Annotated in this window: 14 protein-coding genes; 1 reads left to right on the top strand and 13 read right to left on the bottom strand. The window is 43.8% G+C overall.

What is annotated here, in order from left to right:
- Positions 1–167: 167 nt before the first annotated feature.
- The 5 genes from yjfF to EV690_RS12190 all read right to left on the bottom strand — a co-directional run bounded on the left by yjfF (position 168) and on the right by EV690_RS12190 (position 5,234).
- A complete protein-coding gene (yjfF, locus tag EV690_RS12210) occupies positions 168–1,142 on the bottom strand; it encodes a galactofuranose ABC transporter, permease protein YjfF (protein ID WP_131913290.1) in 975 nt (324 codons plus the stop codon).
- Positions 1,129–2,178, bottom strand: a complete 1,050-nt coding sequence (locus EV690_RS12205) for an ABC transporter permease (protein ID WP_317986170.1) — start codon at positions 2,176–2,178, stop codon at positions 1,129–1,131. Before EV690_RS12205 ends, yjfF begins: the two co-directional genes overlap by 14 nt.
- A complete protein-coding gene (locus EV690_RS12200; protein ID WP_224054873.1) occupies positions 2,175–3,668 on the bottom strand; it encodes a sugar ABC transporter ATP-binding protein in 1,494 nt (497 codons plus the stop codon). The genes EV690_RS12205 and EV690_RS12200 overlap by 4 nt, the downstream gene beginning before the upstream one ends.
- A gap of 29 nt (positions 3,669–3,697) precedes the next feature.
- A complete protein-coding gene (locus tag EV690_RS12195) occupies positions 3,698–4,657 on the bottom strand; it encodes an ABC transporter substrate-binding protein (protein ID WP_396022799.1) in 960 nt (319 codons plus the stop codon).
- 367 nt (positions 4,658–5,024) lie between these two features.
- Positions 5,025–5,234, bottom strand: coding sequence for a cold-shock protein (locus EV690_RS12190; RefSeq protein ID WP_131913289.1), 210 nt, complete (start codon positions 5,232–5,234; stop codon positions 5,025–5,027).
- Between the two features lie 392 nt (positions 5,235–5,626).
- On the opposite strand from EV690_RS12190, the gene EV690_RS12185 reads away from it, so the two are divergent.
- Positions 5,627–6,994 (top strand): MFS transporter, encoded by a 1,368-nt coding sequence (locus tag EV690_RS12185; protein ID WP_131913288.1) that lies wholly within the window; start codon positions 5,627–5,629, stop codon positions 6,992–6,994.
- A gap of 70 nt (positions 6,995–7,064) precedes the next feature.
- On the opposite strand, the gene acuI is transcribed toward EV690_RS12185, so the two are convergent.
- From acuI to EV690_RS12145, 8 genes are all read right to left on the bottom strand, one after another.
- Positions 7,065–8,048 carry an acrylyl-CoA reductase (NADPH) gene (gene acuI, locus EV690_RS12180; protein ID WP_131913287.1) on the bottom strand — a complete coding sequence of 328 codons (984 nt, stop codon included), beginning with the start codon at positions 8,046–8,048 and terminating at the stop codon, positions 7,065–7,067.
- Between the two features lie 145 nt (positions 8,049–8,193).
- A complete protein-coding gene (purF, locus tag EV690_RS12175) occupies positions 8,194–9,729 on the bottom strand; it encodes an amidophosphoribosyltransferase (RefSeq protein WP_131913286.1) in 1,536 nt (511 codons plus the stop codon).
- Positions 9,730–9,755: 26 nt separating this feature from the next.
- The gene (locus EV690_RS12170; RefSeq protein WP_131913285.1) at positions 9,756–10,241 is read right to left on the bottom strand and encodes a CvpA family protein; all 486 of its coding nucleotides are present in this window, start codon (positions 10,239–10,241) and stop codon (positions 9,756–9,758) included.
- Positions 10,242–10,345: 104 nt separating this feature from the next.
- Positions 10,346–10,921, bottom strand: coding sequence for an SPOR domain-containing protein (locus EV690_RS12165; protein ID WP_131913284.1), 576 nt, complete (start codon positions 10,919–10,921; stop codon positions 10,346–10,348).
- 1 nt (position 10,922) lies between these two features.
- Positions 10,923–12,182, bottom strand: a complete 1,260-nt coding sequence (folC, locus tag EV690_RS12160; protein WP_131913510.1) for a bifunctional tetrahydrofolate synthase/dihydrofolate synthase — start codon at positions 12,180–12,182, stop codon at positions 10,923–10,925.
- A gap of 4 nt (positions 12,183–12,186) precedes the next feature.
- Positions 12,187–13,107, bottom strand: a complete 921-nt coding sequence (accD, locus tag EV690_RS12155) for an acetyl-CoA carboxylase, carboxyltransferase subunit beta (protein ID WP_131913283.1) — start codon at positions 13,105–13,107, stop codon at positions 12,187–12,189.
- A gap of 96 nt (positions 13,108–13,203) precedes the next feature.
- On the bottom strand, positions 13,204–13,989 hold the full coding sequence (gene truA / locus EV690_RS12150; RefSeq protein WP_131913282.1) for a tRNA pseudouridine(38-40) synthase TruA: 786 nt from the start codon (positions 13,987–13,989) through the stop codon (positions 13,204–13,206).
- A 107-nt stretch (positions 13,990–14,096) separates the two neighbouring features.
- Positions 14,097–14,898, bottom strand: an 802-nt coding sequence (locus EV690_RS12145; RefSeq protein WP_325063394.1) for a FimV/HubP family polar landmark protein, incomplete at its 5' end; no start/stop codon positions are given.

Below are 14,898 nucleotides of genomic sequence, written 5' to 3'. Positions count from 1 at the left end.
CCCTGCTCACGACTAAAATATGTTAACTCACTAGCTCGTTATATTTTTTGATACCCGGGTATCAAAAAATTGCCGCCAATGGAATTACTGACTAATGCATCGACTATACACCACCATAAAATCAAATGCATAGCGATTATGCCAGAGTCTGCAGGAGGATTTAATATTTAGGCCGTACTCGTTGATGCAACACCAAACGAGCGAGTCAGAAGCCGCTGTAACACGATAAAGATGAACAATAAAAAGCCAATGACAATTTTTGTCCACCAACTGTTTAACGAACCATCAAAGGTAATCAGTGTTTGGATGACTCCCTGAATCAACCCACCAAATAAAGTCCCTATAACAAAACCCACTCCCCCAGTTAATAGTGTTCCACCAATCACCACCGATGCAATCACATCAAGCTCTACACCTACGGCCGCCAGCGGGTACCCCGAAGAGGTATAAAGCGTATAAACGACCCCAGCCATACCACTCGTAAAACCAGAGAACGCATACACCCCAACCAATGTTTTACGAATGGGAACACCCAGTAACTCCGCAGAGGTTCGATCCCCGCCAATGGCATACACATTATTGCCAAATCGAGTAAAGTGGGCGATCACAATACCTAATACTAAAACGGCTAACATGATCATCGCCGATGATGTTAACCAGCCTCTGCCTGGTAATGGAATTGCAAATGATGCGAGATCATCCACCATGGGCGTTGAAATAGGCACGGACTGTAGACTGAGTACAAACGCTAATCCTCGCAAAAAAAACATGCCAGAGAGCGTTATAATAAATGGCTGTAGATCAAAGGCATCAATTAAGTACCCCATCAATGCCCCAAATGCACTACTTAATACTAAAGCAAACGCCATGGCACAAAGCGGATTCCAATGATAGTTAGTAATTAATGTTGCCGTTAAAACACCGACAAACGCAATCATTGAACCAACAGACAGATCAATGCCCCCTGTTAAAATAACCAACGTCATCCCAACCCCGGCAATGATGACAAAGGCATTATCAGTTAGTAGATTTCCCAGCACTAAAGTTGAGGCAAAATTTGGATATTTTATACCTCCGTAACTACAAATTAAGATAAAGACTGCGAATGTTGCGATCACTGAAATCCATTTATCGACGCGCATGGCGAACCCTCCATTTAGCCATAATTTTTTGCTTCATTTGCGGTGACTGGATAAGCAAAATCAACACAATCACTATTGCTTTAACCAACAAGGTATACTCTGCGGGTAAACCACTAACCAAAATCGAAATGGTGAGGCTTTGGATAACGAGCGCACCAAGTACCGTTAACAACAAAGAGAAACGGCCACCGGCCAAAGAGGTTCCACCAATCACAACGGCTAAAATGGCATCCATTTCCATCCACAACCCCGCATTATTTGAATCGGCTCCGCTGATATCGGCAGTAATAATCATCCCGGCAAAGCCCGCGCACAAGCCGCAAAGCATGTAAGCACCAATTAAGATCCCACGGCTATCAATCCCAGCCAAGCGACTCGCGGAAACATTCCCACCAACAGATTCAACAAATAACCCTAATGCACTCCTTCGAATCAGAATTATGATGACGATGACGGCTAGCGCAACCAACACAACACGCATCGGTAACCCTAAGAAATATCCTTCTCCTAATCCTTTGAATAACTCGCTATGAAACGTAACAATTTGCCCACCCGTAATCATTTGGGCAATTCCTCGACCCGCCACCATTAAGATCAAAGTGGCAATAATGGGTTGGATTTTTAAGAATGCCACTAAGATCCCATTCCACAAGCCACAAAGTAACCCGGCCCCCAATGTTGCCAATACGATCAGCCAATCCGGATATTGGTGCGCATCAACCAACACCGCCATCACCGCCCCAGCAATCGCAACCACTGCCCCAACCGATAAGTCAATTCCAGCGGTTGCAATGACCACCGCCATACCGACAGACATAAGGATCAACGGAGCCCCTCGATAAAAAATATCAATGAGGCTGCCATATAAATGGCCATTCACAAAAGATAGGTTAAAAAATGCGGGCGTAAAAATCGCATCAAAAACAAAGATCAAAACTAATGCTGTCACAGGCAGTGTTGCTTTACGTAACATAGCTATATTCCATTGTTTGTGGGCTGGCAAATTCACTCTGTGATGATGACTAATATCACTCATGATGCTATCGCCTCAATAATCCGCTGTTGATTGACTTGTTCGCCTTCTAGTTCTGCAGCCTGATGGCGTTCCCGAAGCACTAATATGCGATCACTAATACTGACGACTTCATCTAGTTCTGATGAAACCACTAACAGTGCCATTCCCTGCTCTTCACATAAACGGCGGATAAGCGCCACAATCTCAGCGTGCGCCCCTATATCAATCCCTCGAGTCGGTTCATCTAAAATGAGTAAGTTAGGGTTTGCTGCTAGCCAGCGCGCTAAAATTACTTTTTGTTGATTGCCACCACTAAGTTGACCGGCGGGTTTTTCGGCATCTGGGGTGACGATGCCGAGTTGTTTGATCATGTCATCGGCTATTTTATGTTGCTGCGCTTCACTAACAGGTTTTAACCAACCTCGTTTAGCCTGCAGCGCCAAAATGATGTTTTCTCTAACCGATAGTTCGCCAACCAACCCGTCATGACGACGGTCTTCAGGGCAAAAACCTAATCCTTGACGAATGGCCTGACGGGGCGAATGAATATGACAACTGTGTCCGTTGATTTTAATTTTACCTTGGTCAGAGCGTATCGCCCCAAAAATCAGATTAACCGTCTCACTTCGTCCAGAACCAAGTAATCCAGCCAATCCTAATACCTCGCCCGTGTGGACTTTCAGGCTAATCGGGTCCAAAACTCGTTTTTTACCAATTCCTTCCACATCTAAATACGGTATGTCATGATGAGCTTGAGTATGTTTTTGCATGCCAGCGCTTTTATCAAATGCTTTACCAAGCATCAGTGATACTAAATCAAGCTGAGTCAGCTCTTTGGTTAAATGGGTTGCGACATGCATGCCATTACGTAATACGGTAATCCGGTCACTCACTTCATAAACCTGATCTAAAAAGTGAGTGACGAAAATAATTGCGATTCCTTGACTCTTCAGTTCCCGCATCAAGTCAAATAAAATTTTTGCTTCTCGAGAGTCAAGGCTCGCAGTAGGTTCATCCAGAATTAAAATTTTTGCTTTCAGGGCTAATGCTCTAGCAATTGCAACTAATTGTTGGACAGCAATTGAATAGGAGCCAAGCGGCTTTTCCACATCAATATCAAGTTTTAACCGTTTAAGTAAATCGATAGACTGATCGTGAACACTCTTCCAGTTTATGAGCCCAAAGCGCCGCGGCTGGCGCTCTAAGAACAGATTACTGGCAACTGACATCGTCGGGATCAGATTCACTTCTTGGTATACAGTACTGACACCATGTGCTTGTGCATCACTAGATGATTTGGGAGTAAATGGCTTACCATCAAGCCACATATTACCCCCATCAAGTGAATAAACGCCGGTAATCACTTTAATAAGGGTTGATTTACCCGCCCCATTCTCTCCTAATAACGCATGCACTTCCCCCGGTTCGATACGCATGCTGACATCACTGAGGGCATGCACTCCGGTGAAAATCTTGTCGATATCTGCTAGACGTAAAATTGGATCAGTCACAACTTGTCTCCTATCAAAGCAATAGAAAGTTACATAGAACTGCGGCGCTGATATTCTTCTTTAGCAGTATCAGGCAGATACAAATTACCTTGTGTTTTAATCCATTTCGGTAATTTATCACCTGCTAAATATGCTTTGATTGCATCAAAGGTAGGGTTACCAAGATCGGATTTAAGCTCAATTGATGCATTTGTTTGTCCTTCCATCATGGCTTTAAATATATCTGGTACACCATCAATTGAGATGATTAATATATCTTTACTTGGTTGCAATCCTGCTTCTTGAATCGCTTGAATCGCTCCTAACGCCATATCATCGTTGTGAGAATAAACCGCGCAAATCGTCTTGCCACCATGTTCGGCTTTCAAGAAACTTTCCATCACTTTTTTGCCGCCACTGCGAGTAAAATCACCACTTTGTGAACGAATAATGCTCATGCGAGGAAATAAGTCGATCACATCAGCAAATCCTTTCTTACGATCTATCGCTGCACTAGAACCTACAGTGCCTTGCAACTCAGCAATTTTGCAATCCCCGCTCGTTTTCGCAGCCAACCAAGCCCCAGCCAAGCGGCCTTCTTCAACGAAATCAGACGCAATTTTGGTCACATAAAGGCTGTTGTCACGGACTTTTACGCCACGGTCAACTAAGAAGACGGGAATTTTGGATCGTTTGGCTTCTCGCAAAACTTGATCCCAGCCAGTTTCAACGACTGGAGCCAAAATAATGGCATCAACCCCCTGAGCAATAAATGAGCGTAAGGCCTTAATTTGGTTTTCCTGTTTTTGCTGAGCATCAGAAAATTTAAGATCAATATTACGTTCCTGAGCTGCTGATTTGATCGATTGCGTTTCAGCTGTACGCCAACCACTTTCTGAACCAATCTGAGAAAAGCCAACAGTTAATGCAGAGGCAATTGGCGTCACCGCCATGGCTGCAGCAGCCAGCATACCTATCGCAAGGCTTCGAATCGATACAGTCGCTTTCATTATCTATCCCTCATAATAAATGTATTTTTATAATCACTTATATCTGAGCCTGAAGGGATTAAACGAACCGCTTTATCTCGTGTAATCAAATTAGTGGCCCAGAGACATTCACACGCCTTTGAACGCAGCCATTTGATGACTCAAAACAACATTGGCTTTAAAGGTTTAATTAAATATAGAAGAGCTCTGATGAAGGAAAGGTGATATAGCTCCACTTCGGCAAGTGCAGCAATTTTGTCCATTGATATAGCAAAAAAATACGTGTTCGTTATCAACTACTGATGATTTAACAAAAAGTTAGAGAAACAACAGAAACAAAAAAGGCCGCAAAGCGCGACCTTTTTATCAAAAATTCGAAATCACATCATTACAGAGCAACGATGTTTTCAGCTTGAGGGCCTTTTTTACCTTCAGTCACTACGAATTCAACGCGTTGACCTTCTTTCAAAGTTTTGAAGCCGTCACCAACGATGGCACTGAAGTGAGCAAAAACGTCTGGGCCATTCGGCTGTTCGATGAAACCAAAACCTTTTGCTTCGTTAAACCATTTAACAGTACCAGTCACTGTGTTTGACATAATATTTCCTAACAATAAAACAATATAACTTGCGTCTGGTCAGTACCAGACACGTCATTCAGCCAGAAGTGCAACAAATTACTTACAACTACAGGACGAGGACGATTTAGAGCATACAATAGGCTAAACATCTAGTTAGCACGCTACACACCCTAGTGTACTTCGAAATGGTGGGTATAAATAACTTAACTTTCAAGCTGGTTTGAGTATAACAGTGCCTTACAAAAACACAATGACTATTTAAATACCTTTGCAAAGAATATGACGGCGTCGACAATTTGCTTTATGATCCGTGCTCTTAATAAGTTATCAGAACTTATTTTGTACTGGAATTTCTCCAAATTGCCACATCACAACCGAAAGTCACGTTATAAAACAGAGGTAGTTAATTGATGAATAATTCGTTTGATGGTCTTGCCTTGCCACAACGAATCGGGGCCGTAGTTACCGTTATTTTAGGGTTAATCATGGCTGTTTTAGATGGCACAATTACGAATGTTGCCCTTCCCAGTATTAGCCATTCACTTCATATAGCCGATAGCGCCTCCATCTGGATTATCAACGCTTATCAACTCGCTATTGTGATGCTGCTGTTACCCTTTTCGTCACTGGGGGAACGAATTGGCTATCGACGGATCTATCTCTTCGGATTGGTCGTCTTTTCACTAACTTCATTCATGTGTTCCCAAGCAAGTACACTGACAGAGCTAACTATTGCAAGGGTTCTGCAGGGAATCGGGGCAGCCGCCTTAATGAGCGTCAGTACAGCGTTAATTCGAACCATCTATCCCAAAAAATTATTAGGTCAAGGAATGGCCATTAATTCACTGGCTGTTGCGGCTTCTTTAGCAGCTGGGCCAACGCTTGCAGCGGCAATTCTTGCTATTGCAAATTGGCCATGGTTATTTGCTGTAAATGTCCCTATTGGCATGATTGCTGCTGTGATTGGCCATCATTTTTTACCTGATAATCCCATCAAAGGACAGCAACGCTTTAAGTTGTCAGCCTTAATATTAAATGCATTGAGCTTTGGTGCATTAATGTTTGCGCTGATGGGGTATGCCCAACAGTTTTCGCTGATTTGGGTTGCAATCAGTCTGCTGACATTTGTCATCGTCAGTCCCTTGTTTATCCGTACGCAACGACATCTCGATGCACCATTGTTGCCTTTAGATTTATTAAAGTTGCCGATGTTTCGTTGGTCGGTTATTACCAGTATTTTGGCTTTTTCAAGCCAAATGTTGGCAATGGTTGCACTGCCATTTTATTTTCAAAGGATTTTGCATTTAGATCAGGTTCAAACAGGTTTGCTACTCACCCCTTGGCCTATTGGAACTATCGTTATGGCTCCCTTGGCTGGCCGTTGGGTAAATAAAGTTCATGGAGGGATATTAGGTGGCATTGGCATGTTTATTTTTGCCTTGGGACTACTGGTCTGTGCTTTATTACCGTTGGGCGTTCCTATGATTTTTGTGGGATTAAGCATGTTTACTTGTGGTGTCGGATTTGGCTTTTTTCAAGCACCTCACAACCACACTTTAATTAGTGCCGCACCAACATCGCGTAGTGGCGGCGCCAGTGGGATGCAAAGTACAGCGCGTCTGGTTGGACAAACGTTCGGCGCTGCGTTAGTTGCTTTATTATTTAATCTTTTTGCTGGCCATGGCACTCACGCCGCACTGATTGCAGCAGGAGCCTTCGCTAGTATCGCAATCCTCACCAGCATATATCGGGTTAAATTAGTCAAACAGTACTCATAGTCTGAAATAAAAAACGGAGCCAACGATCATGATATGTGTACTCCGTTTAAGGCCGTATAAAGTCACATTGTTAAGCAATTTTAACGGCGATTCGCCCTTTAACTTGGCCATCCATCAACTGATGCGCATAATCTAATGCTTGTTCTAGAACAATTGTTTGACCAATTTTGCTAAGGACTTCCTCATCGACCAAATCGGCCAATTGCTGCCACGCTTCGATTCGGTCAGCTTTAGGGCGCATGACACTATCGATTCCCGCAAGCGTGATCCCTCGCAAAATAAATGGTGCTACAGAAGCAGGCAAGTCCATGCCTTGAGCAAGGCCACAACAGGCAACCACACCACCATATTGCATTCCTGCACAGACATTCGCCAAAGTGTGGCTGCCAACACAATCAATCGCTCCGGCCCAACTCTCTTTTTGCAATGGTTTGCCGGGTTTATCTAACTCACTGCGAGTCATAAATTGCACCGCACCAAGTTCTTTAAGATAAGGATAAAGCGACTCACGACCAGTTACTGCGGTTACCTTAAAACCCAATTTAGCTAATAAATAAACAGCAAAACTACCAACTCCACCACCGGCACCCGTCACTAGAATAGGTCCCGACTCAGGTGTTATGTGATGTTGCTGTAGGGCCATGACGCTGAGCATCGCGGTATAACCTGCGGTACCAATCCACATGGCTTGTTCTGGGGTTAACTTAGCAGGCAATGGGATCAGCCAATCGGCACGCAAATTAGCATACTCAGCCAGTCCTCCCCAATATTTTTCCCCAACGCCCCAGCCATTTAATATAACCTGATCCCCTGCGCTAAATTCATCACTGCGGCTATCAATGACCTCTGCAACCAAATCAATACCAGGAACCATTGGAAATTTCCGAACAACGGGACCTTTGCCAGTGATGGCGAGACCATCTTTGTAATTTAGCGAAGAATATAAAACTTTCAGATGAACATCTTCGTCAGTAAGAGCATCCGTTTCTAATTGGGTCAGTTCACATTGGTAGTGGTCATCCGTTTTATTGATAACCAAAGCACGAAAGGTCATAACACCTCCATAAGATAAGAATATTCTACAAATTCGCCAAAACCAGTTTGGCCAAGAAAGAAAGGATACAGATGCCCCTATTCTTCTTGATTGTAAAACAAAAGCCGCCAATGGATGGCGGCTAACATCAAAGAAGGAGCAATAATTAATGATCTTCGTTATAAATTTCTAAATTAGCGACTTCTTCTTGTGCAGCAATCTCTTTACTGTCGTTATTACGAAGGTGATCGATATAATCTAGATACTGTTGATCAATATCTTCTGTAATGTACTGGCCTGTGAAGACGGAAGTTTCAAACTCACGAATTTCTGGATTAGCTTCCTGACATGCTTCAATTAAATCTTCAATCGACTGATAAATTAGCCCATCAGCGCCAATCAATTGGCAAATTTCATCAGCCTCGCGGCCATGTCCAATCAATTCATTTGCCGATGGCATGTCAATCCCATAGACATTCGGGAAACGGATTTCTGGAGACGCGGAGGCGAAATAAACTTTATTAGCACCTGCTTCACGAGCCATATCGATAATCTGCTCTGAGGTTGTACCACGCACAATGGAGTCATCAACCAAAAGAACGTTCTTCCCTTTAAACTCGACATCAATAGCATTGAGTTTACGACGTACCGATTTACGACGCTGAGATTGCCCAGGCATGATAAATGTCCGACCAATATAACGATTTTTCACAAACCCTTGGCGATATGGTAAATCAAGGATCATCGCAATCTGCAAAGCAATATCGTTAGAAGTCTCCGGGATTGGAATCACCACATCAATATCTAAATCATCCCATTGTTGCTTAATTTTATGGCCTAATTTAGTCCCCATTCGAACCCGTGCATCGTAAACAGAGATTTTATCAATGGTTGAATCAGGACGCGCAAAATAAACATATTCAAAAATACAAGGATGATAAGTTGGGTTTTCTGCACACTGCTCTGTATACAACTGACCATCATCGGTGATAAAAATGGCTTCACCAGGTGCGACATCACGCATCACTTCAAAACCGATCGCATCAAGTGCAACGCTTTCTGATGCAACCATGTATTCAACATGACCTGTATCACTCTGACGCCGCCCTAAAATCAGTGGTCGAATTCCTTTTGGATCACGAAATGCCAGCAAACCATGGCCAATCACTAGCGACACAACTGCATATGCCCCGCGGGTTTGTTCGTTTACTCGCCGAATTGCCGCAAAAAAGTCGGCAGGCTGCATTTCAGTTCCTGTTTTATCCGTCTTATCAAGCTGATTATCGATTTCAAATGCGAGTAAATTCAAAAGGATTTCTGAATCTGAGGTTGTATTTATATGGCGACGGGCTTTGGTAAGCATCACATCTTTAAGCTCATGGGCATTGGTTAAATTACCATTGTGAGCAAGCGCAATACCATACGGAGAGTTAACGTAAAATGGCTGAGCTTCAGCAACACTTGAACTGCCAGCGGTAGGATAACGGACATGGCCGATACCTATGTTGCCTCGTAGTCGCTGCATATGACGTAACTCAAACACATCTCGAACCAAGCCATTTGCTTTACGTTGTTTAAATTTTCCATCAGTAATAGTCACAATCCCAGCAGCATCTTGTCCTCGATGTTGCAGGACTGTAAGCGCATCATAAATGCTTTGATTAACTGGGGTTGAGCCGACAATTCCGACAATACCACACATGAGGGGATTCCTTCTTGCTGCAAGAGTTATGGGGGGGTTAAAAGACTCGATGAGCCTTTTAAAAACTCAAAGAACCACTGTACTATGACAGTAAATTCTGGAATCAGTTGCGAATGCTGCCACCACGGTGTCTTCGCGAATACTGTAAATGATAAGACGAATAACAGCGCAGCAACGACAAACACGCCTCGCACCGCACCAAAACAGATCCCTAGTACGCGATCCGTTCCAGATAAACCGGTTGTCGAGACCAGTTGCGACAAGACATAGTTACATAACGCACCAATCAATAACGTCGCAATAAATAAACACAATATAGCCGCGCCACTGCGGTAATACGGATTTTCTATCAGCGTAAAATAACTAGCTACATCGCTATAAAAGTGGCTGGCAACAAAAAAAGCCGCAATCCAGCTGGCCAATGAAACGGCTTCTTTAACAAAACCTCGCACTAAACTAATCAGTGCCGATAAGGCAATAATGCCTATAATAACGTAATCAATCCAATTCATAAGGAAGCTGGTTGTCATAAAACGGAGGCATTTTATCAGAAAAATGCCTAAAGTGTGTGCTGCAAAATAGAATTTCCAAGATAGCTAAGAAACTCAAGGACTTGCTATTGATCCAATGGGTCAAAACGTCTAACAAAGCCTTTTAAACCCGTCAATTGTTTCAACTTAGCAATTTTTTTCTCCATTGCGTCTTTAGAAAGTTCTGGCCCTACAAAAATACGGTTTAACTTACCATCCACCGGTTCTTGTGGATAACTATGAGCCTGATATCCAGCATTACGCAATTTTTCAATGAGCCGCTGCGTGCTGTCGGCACTTTTCAGTGTCGCCAGTTGAATAATCCAGCCATTGCCAGTAAAAGCCTGTGACTGCGGCGCACTATTATTTGGCTCAGCGGCTGATTGAGCTGTCACTGTCGATGGCGATTGCGTTGGAGCCACAGCTGAACTATTAGCAGTTGATGAAGCCATCTGCCCGGTTTGCTGCTGAGCATCATTAGAAGGTTTACTCAAATCAATCATCAATGGCTTTTCGTCAGCGGGTTTCGGTGCAAACGGAATTGTACTGAACTGTTCTTTCACTGCTTCTTTATGCCCATCAATAATATCAGGCAAAATGATCACCAATAACGCCACTAAAACAATCGTTCCAATCAATCGATGCTTGAATTGAGAAGACACGTTATGAACCTCCACGAGCTGATAATACTTCAGCAACCGTTACAAACGAACCAAAAACGATCACTCTATCGGCTGCACCAGCTTTGGCTAACGCATGTTTATAGGCTTGATTGACATGTTCAAATCGCTCAAAAGGCTGTCCTTGCAAGGCTTGAGCTAACTTACTACCATCATCACCGCGCTCGCCATATAAGCCTGCAATAAACCAGTTATCAAACAAACCGTCAAGCTCACGAACTACACCGCTATTATCTTTGTCAGCCAACATGGCACAAACAGCATAACTTTTATCATGCCAACGGTGACGCCGAAGCTGAGTCGCCAAATATTGGGCTGACTGCGGGTTATGCGCAACATCAATATAAACAACAGGCGCATCTTGCAAACGCTGCATTCGCCCAGCAAGCTGCCAATTTTCAATACAATAGCGCACCTGTGATTGTGTCAAGCTCACTCCAAGTTGCTCAATTGCCGCTAACGCCGCAACTGCATTATCCAATGGTAGATCGGGTACAGGTAATTGTGAGTATTCAACTTGTTTTCCTAAATATCGCCATGTCTGACTATCTGGACTCAACTCAGCATGAATATTTTGTCCATTTGCCAGTAGCTCGCAATGAAGTGATTTAGCAACTTCATAAACACTGGATTGGATCTGCGGGTCTCCGGTTACAGCGTTGCCATGACTCCGGAAAATGCCTGCTTTTTCACGACCAATCTGGGCAAGATCGTTCCCCAAAAACTTTTCATGATCCAGAGCGATCGTTGTCACGACCGCGACATTCGCATCAATGATATTAGTTGCATCAAGTCGTCCTCCCAAACCAACTTCAAGCACTACAAAATCAGGCGCAAAGCGACGAAACAACCAAAGCGCAGCCAGAGTACCAACTTCGAAGTACGTCAGACTGATTTCAGCGCGTGCTTGTTCAATCTCAGTAAAGGCTTGGCAAAATAACTCACTATCAACAAGATTATCATTTATTCGCACCCGTTCACGATAATCAAGAAGATGAGGAGAGCTATAGACACCGACGCTATGACCATCAGCAAGTAACAATTGCTCAATCAGTCGGCAGGTTGAGCCTTTGCCGTTGGTTCCCGCGACAGTAACAACCGGCATAGCTAGTGAATCCAGCTGCATACGCTGCGCAACCGCTCGAATTCTTTCTAGCCCCAAATCTATGGCAATGGGATGGTGGTGTTCTAAATAACTGAGCCAGTCTGCTAAAGACCGGCTCTTCAATGATGTTTGAGTCATGTGATTATTCGTCAGTTGACTCACCGTCAAATTCCATCGAAACTGCAGACGCTGCAATCTCAATGTTCTCATCTATAGGAACTTGATTCACGAGCTTACCAATGACCGAAGCTAGTTTATCACGCATTTCTCGGCGATCCACAATCATATCAAGTGCGCCATGCTCTAATAAAAACTCGCTGCGTTGGAATCCCTCTGGAAGTTTTTCGCGAACCGTTTGTTCTATAACACGAGGACCCGCAAAACCGATCATTGCACGAGGTTCTCCGACATTGACATCGCCCAACATCGCTAGGGATGCAGAGACTCCACCATAAGTTGGATAAGTCATCACCGAAATGTAAGGTAACCCTTTCTGTCGAAGTTTACCAAGCGCCGCACTTGTTTTTGCCATCTGCATCAGTGAAAACAAAGCCTCTTGCATACGTGCACCGCCACTTGCGGCAAAACAAATTAACGGTCGGTCTTCAGCCAGACAACATTCAACCGCACGGACAAATCTTGCTCCGGCCACAGACCCCATGGATGCAGCCATAAATTTAAAATCAAATGCACAAGCAACAACAGGAATCCCTTTTAAAGCACCTTTCAGGGCTATCAATGAATCCTTCTCACCAGTTGCCTTTTGAGCTGCACTTAATCTGTCTTTATAACGTTTCGCATCCTTGAATTTAAGGATGTCTTTAGGTTCAAGTTCCGAACCTAATTCTTCATGACCTTTATCAAGAAATCGTTCCAATCGATCTCGCGCAGTAATGTGATCATGATGACCACATTTAGGACAAACATACAGATTTCTCTCTAACTCTGCACGATAGAGAATCTGCTCGCAAGACGAACATTTAGTCCAAACCCCCTCGGGGATATTCCGACGTCGTGAGGAGACGCTTTTACTTTTCGGAAGAATTTTCTCTAACCAGCTCATCGGAATCCTTAATTCATTTATCTATTAGATTTAATTATTCTAAATATATATCGCTTCGTACACATATGAAATAAAGTGCAACTGCATCAAAGTCTATCAATCCTGATAAAACAACGGCCCAGGATGCATTCGAGGAATTCCATATTGTTGTGGATAATCAACCTCGACTAAATACAACCCCTGAGCTTTGGCTGTCGCCGCAGCTTTGTTCCTATCTTTAAGCGCAAGCAACTCGGCCATCCAATCGACACTCTGATTTCCCTGACCAATTTCAATTAAGCTGCCTGCAATATTGCGAACCATATGGTGAACAAACGCATTAGCCTTAATATCAATTACAACAAAATCACCTTGCCGAGTAACGTTCAAATGATGCACGTTACGAAATGGTGTGCGACTTTGACATTGCACAGCACGAAACGATGTAAAATCGTGTTCACCAAGCAGACATTGCCCCGCCTGGTGCATTAATGTTTCGTTCAGTGGAAAATGGTAATGGCTTACACCCTTACCAAGAATCGCTCCACGATAGGCACTATTATAGATGATATAGCGATAGCGTCTCGCTGTCGCCGAAAAACGCGCATGAAATTCATCATCCACTTCTTTCACCCAACGTACTGCGATATCAGTTGGTAAATTTGCATTCATCCCTAATGTCCATGCTGATAAGCGACGCTGACAGTTCACTTTAAAATGAACCACCTGCCCCGTTGCATGAACTCCTGCATCCGTGCGCCCAGCACAAAACACTTCGACTTTTTGATCAGCAATCTTACTTAACGCCTTTTCAACACATTCTTGCACCGAAGGCACTTCTTGTTGTCGCTGCCAACCATAATAATTCGAACCGTCATACTCAATGCCAAGAGCTATACGCATACTACTTTCCACTTAACAATCAGCGGGTCATAATAAAAAAAGCAGTGACATTTGTCACCGCCTTTTTGTAAATTAGCCGTTAACATGCTTACCATATTAGATTTATTCTAACGTAATTGAGCTAATAATTTCTCTGCTTCTTCACGAACCGTGTCTGTTTGCGGCGCCGATAATAATTCCTGAAGAATATCTTTTGCACCATCAGCATCATCAATTTCCAAATAAGCCCGCGCCAGATCCAATTTAGATGCACCGTCAGAATCCTCGTCGACATCGATAGGATCATTGCTTTCTCGGTTAAGAATATCCGCAAATTCATCCAATCCTACATCTAATTTAGGCTCATTATATGGATTATGAACGTCCTCGACTTCTTCATCACTACTCATGAGTTTGTCGATATCGACAAACTCACGTTCATCCACCTCAGCTCGCCCTGGCAGTTCTGGCTGCTCATCTTCTCCCTCATCAAATGCTCCTGATGAAAAACCAGAGAAAATAGAATCAATATCTTCATCTTCATCTTCATCCAGATTAGCCTGAATGGGGGGGATGTCGTCCTCGTCCTCGTTATCAATACCTAAATCAAAAATGTCATCATCAACATCTTCTTCATCTAGCTCTTGTAAAGCTTCCTCAACACTCTTATCGGCTAGCGTTTCATCTTCAGATTCGGTCAACTCCAGCTCTGACGATAGTTCTGGTTCTAACTCTGGCTCAGGTTCTGGCTCCAGCTTTGGTTCAGGCTCCGATTCTGGCTCCAGCTCCGGTTCTGGTTCTGGCTCCAGCTCCGGTTCTGGCTCTGGCTCTGGCTCTGGCTCTGGCTCTGGCTCTGGCTCTGGCTCTGGCTCTGGCTCTGGCTCTGGCTCTGGCTCTGGCTCTGGCTCTGGCTCTGGCTCTGGCTCTGGG

The sequence above is a fragment of the Celerinatantimonas diazotrophica genome, assembly GCF_004339545.1.
Lineage (GTDB): Bacteria > Pseudomonadota > Gammaproteobacteria > Enterobacterales > Celerinatantimonadaceae > Celerinatantimonas > Celerinatantimonas diazotrophica.
Note: the sequence above shows the minus strand (reverse complement) of the source record. Positions and strands in the feature narration are given on the sequence as shown.

What these genes read in the sequence shown, in the direction of transcription:
- EV690_RS12185 (WP_131913288.1), top strand. Translation starts at nt 5,627, where the DNA reads ATGAATAATTCGTTTGATGGTCTTGCCTTGCCACAACGAATCGGGGCC.
- EV690_RS12190 (WP_131913289.1), bottom strand. Translation starts at nt 5,234, where the DNA reads ATGTCAAACACAGTGACTGGTACTGTTAAATGGTTTAACGAAGCAAAA.
- acuI (WP_131913287.1), bottom strand. Translation starts at nt 8,048, where the DNA reads ATGACCTTTCGTGCTTTGGTTATCAATAAAACGGATGACCACTACCAA.
- yjfF (WP_131913290.1), bottom strand. Translation starts at nt 1,142, where the DNA reads ATGCGCGTCGATAAATGGATTTCAGTGATCGCAACATTCGCAGTCTTT.
- EV690_RS12205 (WP_317986170.1), bottom strand. Translation starts at nt 2,178, where the DNA reads ATGAGTGATATTAGTCATCATCACAGAGTGAATTTGCCAGCCCACAAA.
- folC (WP_131913510.1), bottom strand. Translation starts at nt 12,182, where the DNA reads ATGACTCAAACATCATTGAAGAGCCGGTCTTTAGCAGACTGGCTCAGT.
- purF (WP_131913286.1), bottom strand. Translation starts at nt 9,729, where the DNA reads ATGTGTGGTATTGTCGGAATTGTCGGCTCAACCCCAGTTAATCAAAGC.
- accD (WP_131913283.1), bottom strand. Translation starts at nt 13,107, where the DNA reads ATGAGCTGGTTAGAGAAAATTCTTCCGAAAAGTAAAAGCGTCTCCTCA.
- truA (WP_131913282.1), bottom strand. Translation starts at nt 13,989, where the DNA reads ATGCGTATAGCTCTTGGCATTGAGTATGACGGTTCGAATTATTATGGT.
- EV690_RS12195 (WP_396022799.1), bottom strand. Translation starts at nt 4,657, where the DNA reads ATGAAAGCGACTGTATCGATTCGAAGCCTTGCGATAGGTATGCTGGCT.
- EV690_RS12170 (WP_131913285.1), bottom strand. Translation starts at nt 10,241, where the DNA reads ATGAATTGGATTGATTACGTTATTATAGGCATTATTGCCTTATCGGCA.